Origin of the sequence: Novosphingobium aureum (genome assembly GCF_015865035.1) — a bacterium.
GTDB lineage: Bacteria > Pseudomonadota > Alphaproteobacteria > Sphingomonadales > Sphingomonadaceae > Novosphingobium > Novosphingobium aureum.
This window is the reverse complement of sequence record NZ_JADZGI010000014.1, coordinates 1-7,995: the sequence shown is the minus strand read 5'-3', so window position 1 is coordinate 7,995 and position 7,995 is coordinate 1. Positions and strand designations below refer to the sequence as shown.

The 7,995-nt window shown below is 63.7% G+C and carries 9 protein-coding genes; 3 read left to right on the top strand and 6 right to left on the bottom strand.

The window, feature by feature from the left end; all coding sequences use genetic code 11:
• Positions 1 to 282: 282 nt before the first annotated feature.
• Complete coding sequence (locus tag I5E68_RS19905) at positions 283 to 645, bottom strand: darcynin family protein (RefSeq protein WP_197167468.1); 363 nt, start codon at positions 643 to 645, stop codon at positions 283 to 285.
• 77 nt (positions 646 to 722) lie between these two features.
• Between I5E68_RS19905 and I5E68_RS19900 the strand changes: the two genes are divergently transcribed.
• Positions 723 to 1,349, top strand: a complete 627-nt coding sequence (locus tag I5E68_RS19900; protein ID WP_197167467.1) for a TetR/AcrR family transcriptional regulator — start codon at positions 723 to 725, stop codon at positions 1,347 to 1,349.
• A 501-nt stretch (positions 1,350 to 1,850) separates the two neighbouring features.
• On the opposite strand, the gene I5E68_RS19895 is transcribed toward I5E68_RS19900, so the two are convergent.
• Both I5E68_RS19895 and I5E68_RS19890 read right to left on the bottom strand, forming a co-directional pair.
• Positions 1,851 to 2,441 carry a PIN domain-containing protein gene (locus I5E68_RS19895; RefSeq protein ID WP_197167466.1) on the bottom strand — a complete coding sequence of 197 codons (591 nt, stop codon included), beginning with the start codon at positions 2,439 to 2,441 and terminating at the stop codon, positions 1,851 to 1,853.
• Positions 2,442 to 2,444: 3 nt separating this feature from the next.
• Positions 2,445 to 2,903: a helix-turn-helix domain-containing protein gene (locus tag I5E68_RS19890; protein WP_197167465.1), complete on the bottom strand. Its 459-nt coding sequence runs from the start codon at positions 2,901 to 2,903 to the stop codon at positions 2,445 to 2,447.
• Between the two features lie 494 nt (positions 2,904 to 3,397).
• Between I5E68_RS19890 and I5E68_RS19885 the strand changes: the two genes are divergently transcribed.
• Positions 3,398 to 3,694: a WGR domain-containing protein gene (locus tag I5E68_RS19885; protein ID WP_197167464.1), complete on the top strand. Its 297-nt coding sequence runs from the start codon at positions 3,398 to 3,400 to the stop codon at positions 3,692 to 3,694.
• Here I5E68_RS19885 and I5E68_RS19880 read toward each other — a convergent pair.
• Complete coding sequence (locus I5E68_RS19880) at positions 3,673 to 4,866, bottom strand: hypothetical protein (protein WP_197167463.1); 1,194 nt, start codon at positions 4,864 to 4,866, stop codon at positions 3,673 to 3,675. The genes I5E68_RS19885 and I5E68_RS19880 overlap by 22 nt on opposite strands.
• Positions 4,867 to 5,134: 268 nt before the next feature.
• On the opposite strand from I5E68_RS19880, the gene I5E68_RS19875 reads away from it, so the two are divergent.
• Positions 5,135 to 6,265 (top strand): site-specific integrase, encoded by a 1,131-nt coding sequence (locus tag I5E68_RS19875; RefSeq protein ID WP_197167471.1) that lies wholly within the window; start codon positions 5,135 to 5,137, stop codon positions 6,263 to 6,265.
• 32 nt (positions 6,266 to 6,297) lie between these two features.
• On the opposite strand, the gene I5E68_RS19870 is transcribed toward I5E68_RS19875, so the two are convergent.
• Both I5E68_RS19870 and I5E68_RS19865 read right to left on the bottom strand, forming a co-directional pair.
• Positions 6,298 to 7,416 (bottom strand): zinc-binding dehydrogenase, encoded by a 1,119-nt coding sequence (locus tag I5E68_RS19870; protein ID WP_197167462.1) that lies wholly within the window; start codon positions 7,414 to 7,416, stop codon positions 6,298 to 6,300.
• 99 nt (positions 7,417 to 7,515) lie between these two features.
• On the bottom strand, positions 7,516 to 7,866 hold the full coding sequence (locus I5E68_RS19865; RefSeq protein ID WP_323982239.1) for an SDR family NAD(P)-dependent oxidoreductase: 351 nt from the start codon (positions 7,864 to 7,866) through the stop codon (positions 7,516 to 7,518).
• Between the last annotated feature and the right edge of the window lie 129 nt (positions 7,867 to 7,995).

Sequence of the window (7,995 nt, the reverse complement as noted above, 5' to 3'; positions counted from 1 at the left end):
GCCTTTGCTGGCGATTTTCGCAAGGAGGGTTTGGGCTTCATCTTCGTTCCTTCGTCACTACGACGAAGCCCAAACCCTCCTTAAATCTCAACCCCTAATCTGTGCCATGGGCGCTGACGCCGGACAGGTAGCAAACAGCTCATGAATCAATTGCCCTTTCCTACAAGCGATCGAAATCCGAGAATCCCCCGTTACGCTAGGAGCGTGAGGATGCTGCTCCGCTACCCGCGAACGGCGGTGAGCGGAGTAACACAACGAGGTGAGCCTACGTCGTCCATCTTTCTATGATCGAAGGGCTTCGACCTCATAATTCTTCGCCCAGGCGTTCAGCTCACCCGGAAATATGTCATGAACGAGGAAGAATCGGTCCCAGAACGGCGTCTCGCGTAGCTTCTCGCAGAAGAGTTGGTAGCTGTGATGATCCTTTGACTCGATCATCCAGATATCGCTGATTTTGGCCGTGTAGAACTCAACGTCGTACCACTTGAGCCGAACTCGATCTTTGAAATCATCAAGAATGGGTTGGAAGGTCTCGCGGGCGTGTGCCAGTCGGGTTTCGAACGTAAAACCCAGCCATTCCGGCGAGGTCTTGACCATGAAGAATATGGTGAGCGCGGCTTCGAACTCGGTCGGTCGGGTATCCATGATGCGTCCTTGCGTTGTTGATTGACGCACAGGAAGATGCGAGCATCTGCTCACCTTAGCTACTCGCATTGGCTCCCATGACCGTACAGCCCAAGGATCAGCGCACCCGCCCACGAAAACAGCCACGGCAGGTGCGCGCGCAGCACACCGTGAACGCGATCATCGAAGCCTCTGCTCGCATTTTGGAGGAGCAGGGGCATGGTGGTTTCACTACGAACGCGGTGGCTGAACTGGCCGGCGCCAGCATCGGCACGCTTTACCAATACTTTCCCGACAAGAATGCGCTGCTCGGCGCGCTGATCGCCCGCGAAACATCCCGCCTTGTCGAGGAAGTCGAGGCTGCGAGCATGGTGGTTACCGGACGGGGGGCTCTCGATGGCGTCATCGAAGCCGCTGTCCGGCACCAAGTGCGCCGCCCTCGCCTGGCACGGTTGCTCGATTTCGAGGAAGCGCGCCTGCCGCTCGATGCCGACACGCAGCTTGTAAGAGCAAGGATCGTGACCATCCTGGCAGACATCCTCACCCGACCAGATATCCCTCGGCAATCCGACATGCCATCTGCCACCGGCGACGTGCTGGCGATCATCCGGGGGATGCTCGATGCCGCCGGCGAACGGGGCGAAGAAGGACAGGCGCCGCTCATGATAAGGGTTCGTCGCGCCGTACTTGGGTATCTGTCCATGCCCGACGTTGCCGAGAACTGACGGCTGAGCAATAGATCCAAGAGTTTGCGTTGATTCAGATTCCCCGATTGGGAAAGCGTAGCGGGAGAGTCGCCCCGCCGACTACGCCGACGGTCTTCGCTCGGCTTCGCATTCCCAAAACCTGTTTCCAATTGCAAAATCCCGAAATGCCATCACAGACATTGGGGAAATGGGAAAGCCATAGTGCCGCAAAACACATGTTTTCCATACAGCGGGCGCACAATTCCGTCAAAAATACGTCGCGCACGGCGCTTCTTGGCATTCGCAGGGAGGCGACTTTACGGAAAACCCCGACGGATTGAAAATGTGTCAGAAACCCTATGCAGAGATGTTTTTCAATGTGTCCCATCGGCAGCTATCTCACTCACGCTTCTCTAAACGCGACAGTCGCCTACCGGCCCTCTTGGGCATCCAAAATGGGAAAGGAGACGGACCGCACCTAGGGACGCAAAATCGACCGCTCAGCGACTAGAAAGGGTCGAAGATGTTGAAAACGAGCCCTCAGATAGAGCCGAGGTGGGGCGTGATGACGGAAGCTGTTTCGAGCAGGCCGTTGGCTTCCAAGGCCCGTAAAAAGTCTTCAGGGGACATTTCAGGTCGCATCAGGCGCTCGCGCATTTTTCGGATGGCAGCGATCGCCCGCCCCTCTTCAAGGGCAATGGTGTCGGCAATGAAGTCGTCGGCGCTTCGTGCCTCGATCTTGAGTTGGCCGAGGATGTCAGCCGGAAAATCTTTCAGATTCTCGGAGACGAGGGCCTGGGCTTGCGTTTTGACGGCAGCGGCGATGACGTGTTCGTCGCCGGGGTCGGGCAAGCCAAGCTGAGCGCTGCCAATCAGCGAGAAGTCTTTCACCATGGCTTCCGGGAAGGCTGTCTGCATGGCCTTTACCGCTCGAAGTCCTCGGGCCTCAGGATCAGCGAGACCGCGCTCTCGCGCCATTTTGATCAGGGCTGCCTTGGTCTCGGTCAGAATGGGCTCTGACCAGCGGATGCGGAAAAATTCGGCTTCAGCAAGCGATAGCAGCAAGTTGCGCCGCCAGACACTGACGAGCGTGCAGGCATCGATGAGGGCCGTGTAGCGGTTTGCGAACACGGGTCAGACCAGGTCGGCATCGCCACTGATGAGTTCGTCGAGAGCCCGCGAACGTTCATCATCGCGCTGCGCCTTGTAGCGAAACACGTCATCGGCCCGGATGCGGCGATGACGTCCGACCAGAGTGTGGGGCATCGCCTCCTGCTCAAGCAGCTTGATCAGGTAGGGACGTGACACATTGAGGAGGTCGGCGGCTTGCTGCGTTGTCAGCATTTCCTGGATCGGCACGAGTGTTACCGCGCTGCCGCTGCCGATATGGCGCAGCAATTCCAAAAACAGATCAGACATGGCGGGCGTGAGAGTAATTTCGACCGGCTTTTTTGATTCCGGCTCATGGACACGCAATGTCGCTTCACCCGACTTTTGGGCCGCCAGCATGCGACGAAGCTGGTTCGCGATCTGACGGTCATCAGCCGACGGCATATGGCCGCCGAACGGCTCTGAATGCGCAGGCAATGTCATGGGAACTCTCCGTGGTAGAGCAATTCAGTAGCGTATATTCGAAATAAACGCAACGAAAATTGGTTCCCTTGGGCTAGCGGAACCTTCCCATCGGCCGTCCAAATCCGCTGGTGCCGGCCGTCAGGCACTCTTGAGCGTCATACTTTTGTCCGGATCTACAAACCTTGAGGGCCAGCAGGGCGCCAGCGACGCGCAGAAGTGCGGATCAGGGGAACTGCGCAATGGGTGCACAAGGCAACGTCCTGCCCTTGCTTGTCGCGCGCGATGGATTGCCGCGAGGGCTCGTGCCGGCCCAGGAAACAAAGCAGGGATCTCATGCACGCCGCTTACCGTTTGCAACGGCAGGTGTCATCCAGAACTGGCGGTGTTTTGAGGCCTGGCGGCTGTCCACATCCGCCGGCCGATCCTGTAATCGCCTGCGTGAATCAGCAAGCGGCCTGTGATTCAAAATTCGCGTTGGATCGCGGCCTTTGCGCGCGCGTAAAACGTGTCCCATGGACATCGAGACGACACTCAACCAGCTGCTGGCACCAGCCGGCGGATGCCTCGCGCTGGAAGCCCGCGACCCGGTGCGCGGACTCGCGCGTCGCTGGCAGGTCGAGGTCGCCGAGGACCTGTTCGGATGGACCACGCTGACCTGGACCTGGGGACGGATCGGGTCCGTTGGGCAGGGCAAGCAACGCTCCTTCGCCGCGCGCTGCGAAGCGCGCAAGGCGGTGCGCACGCTGCTGCAACGGCGCATGCGCGCGCCGCGTCGGATCGGCGTTCCTTACCTTCCTGTGGCCCCCTGATTGCCGGGCCGCGCGAGCAGGCGGTCGAGGTCGGCCATCGCGTCGTCAAATTCTTCGACGGCCGTGCCAAGCGCGCCGGAAAAGACCGGGCCCGGGGTCTCCTTGGCTTTCGCGCGTTCGGTGGCGACCAGCTGGACCTTGCCCTGACCCGACTGACGCTCGGCCAATCCGGCTTCGGTTAACGCCGCGCTGAGCGCGTAAGTCCCGCGCCGGCTGACCCCGATGGCGTCCATCAACTGGTCGAGCCCAAGCGGCGCAAACCCAGCCAGCAAAATCCAGGCCGCGCCCGCGCGCGAGTTCCGACGAAGCCCGGCGAGGCGCTGCGTGAGGAGCGCGGCGCGCGCGTGCGCCGTATCGAGCGCCGCCAGATGCGCGGTGGCGACGACATTGAGAGCAAGGGCAAGTTGGAGCCTCTGTCGATCCGCCGCATGGGCCATTAACAGGCGCTCGGTGGTAAATAGACCGGGCATCGGCAGCGCACGTGCCAGCGACTTGCGCCGCGCAAGGTGGGCGCTCACGGCGACATCGAGCGCCCAGAGCGGCGTGATCGGGCGCAGCCCCGCGAGCGCGACCCAGGTCTCGCCTGTGTCGAAAGTGCGAACGCCCGCTTCCATCGGGGCAAAGGCCGGGTCGTGCGTAGCCGCGGTGCACAGCGCTGCCAGGGCAGCGAAGGGGAGCGGGCCGTCGGCGTCCATGGGTAGGGCTTCGACCAGCGCGCGTGCCCGATCGAGCGCGCGGCTCGTCGCATATACTTCGCGCGCCTGCTCCTCGGGCGACAGGGTCATGGCATCGCCGACGAAGCGCGCGCAGCGCTGAAGCGTCTGCGCTGTCAGGGCGAGCGGTTCCCACGGATGGCGGGCCATTTCGGCGAGGAGGGCGCGCACGATCGCGAGCGGCGAGGAGGGCGCTTCGGGCACACGCTCGGGCCCACGCGCGAGGCCCGCAAACCAGGCATCAAAGCGCTGCGGAGCATCGAGATAGCCCGCTTGCGTGAGCGCGCCGAGCAGCGTGCGGCGCACCAGATCGGCGCAAAACAGACGTTCTTCGAGCGCTGGGAGGCTGGCGAGCCGGCCATCGAGCCTGCCCAGCGCATGGGCTGAACGCGCCTGCGCGCGGGCGAGGTCGCGCGCGTCGAGGGTGTCTTCGGGGGACCAGGGATCGCAGGGCTCCATGACCCGATGTGTAGTGATTGCAGGATAACTACACAACTGGTCGTAGGGTCATTTCATAAACAGGTGATAATTACAGTTATCGCATAACCGGATTTGACGTCTCTTTATAGAAGAGGCTAGGATAGGCACGGCGAAGGAGGCGGGGGAAGTGACGCAAAACGGGGATAACGCAGGCGCGGGGCCGGCCGGTCGGAGCGATCCGGCAGGCGGCCTCGGCCCCGTGCGTCGGGCGCGTCCGCTCGAAGGGCTGGGCTGGGCGGTCGTCAAGATGAAGGCTGAGGCCCGTGTCGTGCTCGATGCCGCGCTTCTTGCCGCCTACGAAGCCGCGTCCTCGCCCCATTCGATCCGCGCCCTGAAATCCGACCTCGAGGCCTTCGACCTGTGGTGCCGCCGCCAGGGGCTGGCCGCGCTTCCTGCCACCTCGTCGCAGGTCGCGGCCTATCTGGAGGCGCGGGCCGGGGAGGGCGCGAGGCCCGCCTCGCTCAGCCGCTACAAGGCCTCGCTTGCCAAGATCCACCATTTGCTGGGGCTGCCCGATCCGACAAAGGCGGAGCTGGTCAAATTGACGCTCGCCGCGCACCGGCGCGCGGTGGGCTCGGCCCAGGCGCAGGCGCGTCCGCTGCGCTTCAAGGGGCCGGTCAAGGATGTCGCGCGCGATCGCCCCTGCGGGCTCAACGTGCGCGCGCTGCTCGAGGCTTCAGGCGAGGATCTCACCGGGCTGCGCGACCGCGCACTGCTCTCGGTCGCTTACGACACAGGACTGCGCGCCAGTGAGCTCGTGGCCATCGCGTTCGAACATATCCTCGAAGCGCTCGATCCCGAAGCCCGGCTGCTCGCGGTTCCGCGTAGCAAGGGCGATCCGGACGGGGAGGGGGCCACGGCCTATCTCTCGCCGCGTTCGGTACGCGCCATCGCGGCCTGGCAGACGGCGGCAGGGATCGAGGAGGGGCCACTGTTCCGCCGCGTCCAGGTGCGCCGCTACAAGGCGCGCGCGGCGGTGAAGCCGCGCCGGATCGAGACGATCTCGGGGCGCGAGGCGTGGGACCTCGCCAAGCTTAGGGGCAAGGCCGCGGTCCCGGCCCGCACCGACTACACCGTCGGCGAAAAGGCGCTCCATCCCGGCTCGATCGGCCCGATCTGGCGCGCGATGGTGGTGCGCGCCTTCGAGGCAGGGGCGCTCCCCGACCTGACCCGCGACGATCTGGAGCGCGTGCTTACCGGCATCTCCGCACACTCGACACGGGTCGGCCTCAACCAGGACCTGTTCGCGAGCGGCGAGGACCTGGCCGGGATCATGGATGCCCTGCGCTGGAAGAGCCCGCGCATGCCGCTCGCCTACAACCGCAACCTTGCCGCCGAGCAGGGCGCTGCGGGGCGCCTCATGGCGAAGCTCGGCTGACCCCTGCGCCGTTCGCCCCGCGCGTGCGGCGCTCAGCCGAGCCGGGGATCGATCAGGTACTTCTCTCCGGTCGCCTTTCGCTCGTAACGCCGCAGCACGTCCGGCTGTAGGGCCTCGGCAAGGCCAATGACCTGGGTATACCGGCTCGCAAAGGTCGTCGTGAGTTCGGCCGCGACACGCTGGCGCATGCGCGTCACGGTCTCCTTCCCGGCTTTCTGCAGGAACGGGAAGAGCAGCCAACCGCCGGCAGACCACTGAAATCCGAAGCCTGTCCGGTTCAGCGTGGTGGGCGCCGGATCGAGACCGCCATAGATGTAGAGCTGCTTGAAGGTATCCGAGCCGTAGCGGCTGTAGCTGGACGCATTCTGCGAAGCTGCGCGTTCCATCGCGTGAAGGATCTCACTGCCCAAGGTGCCGCCGCCGATCGCATCGAAGGCGATTGTCGCACCGGTTTCGCGGATGGCCGCTGTAAGCTGCACAGTGAAGTCCTCGTCCCGGCTGTTGACGACGTGCTGCGCGCCGATGTTCCGCAGGATCCGGGCCTGCTCCGGGGAGCGGACCACGTTGACGAGGGGAATGCCGTCGGCGCGGCAGATCTTCTGCAGCATCTGGCCCAGGTTGGACGCTGCGGCGGTGTGGACGATGGCACTGTGGCCCTCCATGCGCGCCGTCTCGACGAACCCGAGAGCCGTCGGCGGGTTCACGAACATCGCTGCACCTTCGGCGGCAGTTGTCCCCTCGGGCAGCACCGCGACATCGCGTGCCGCGATGCGGCGATAGTCGGCGTACATGCCTCCGCCGATCATGCCGACGGTCTTGCCCTCCAGGCCCTTGGCATTGCGCCCGGCCGCGATCACGGTTCCGGCCCCCTCGTTCCCGATAGGCAGCGACTGCCCGAGCCGGCCGTATACGCTGGCAAGACGCTCCTCGGGTACGTGAAACCGCACGGTCTCGTCGCCCGAGCTTTCCAGTGACGCGACATCGGCGGGGCCGAGAAGAAGGCCAAGATCGCTGGGATTGATGGGCGCGGCTTCCACGCGCACGATGACTTCGTCATCGCCGGGTTCGCCAGACGTGACGCTTTGCAACGAAAGGGTCAGCGTTCCCTCTTCGTCAATATGCGTGCGCATCTCGCGGCCTGTCAGCGTCATGTCCGTACTTCCCTTGAAAGCTCTTGAAGCTCGTTCAACGAACCTGGACTGCAAGCGTTGCGCGATGGCCCCGTTCAGGCCCGCTGACAGGATCGGCGATCAGGCGCCGGGGATAGCCCCGCCATCGACCGGGATCGCCACTCCGGAGATGGCCGAGCTGCGATCTCCTGCCAGGAAAAGTACGGCCTCGGCGATGTCCCGTGCATGGGCGAGTTTGCCCAGGGCGCTGAAGCTTTCCATGCGGGACAGGAAGCCGTCCTTGTCGTCATCGCCGGTCATGTTGCCCATCAGCATGCTCGTCTCGACCGCTCTGGGCAGGACTGCATTGATCCGGATGCCGTACTGCCCGGCCGCGCGGGCCGCGGTCCTGGTGGTCATCAGCACGGCGGCTTTCGAGCCGCAATAGGCCGCCCCGGTGGGGCTGGCCGAGATCGACATTCCCGAGCCGATGTTTGTCCGGCGTCAGCGCCCATGGCACAGATTAGGGGTTGAGATTTAAGGAGGGTTTGGGCTTCGTCGTAGTGACGAAGGAACGAAGATGAAGCCCAAACCCTCCTTGCGAAAATCGCCAGCAAAGGC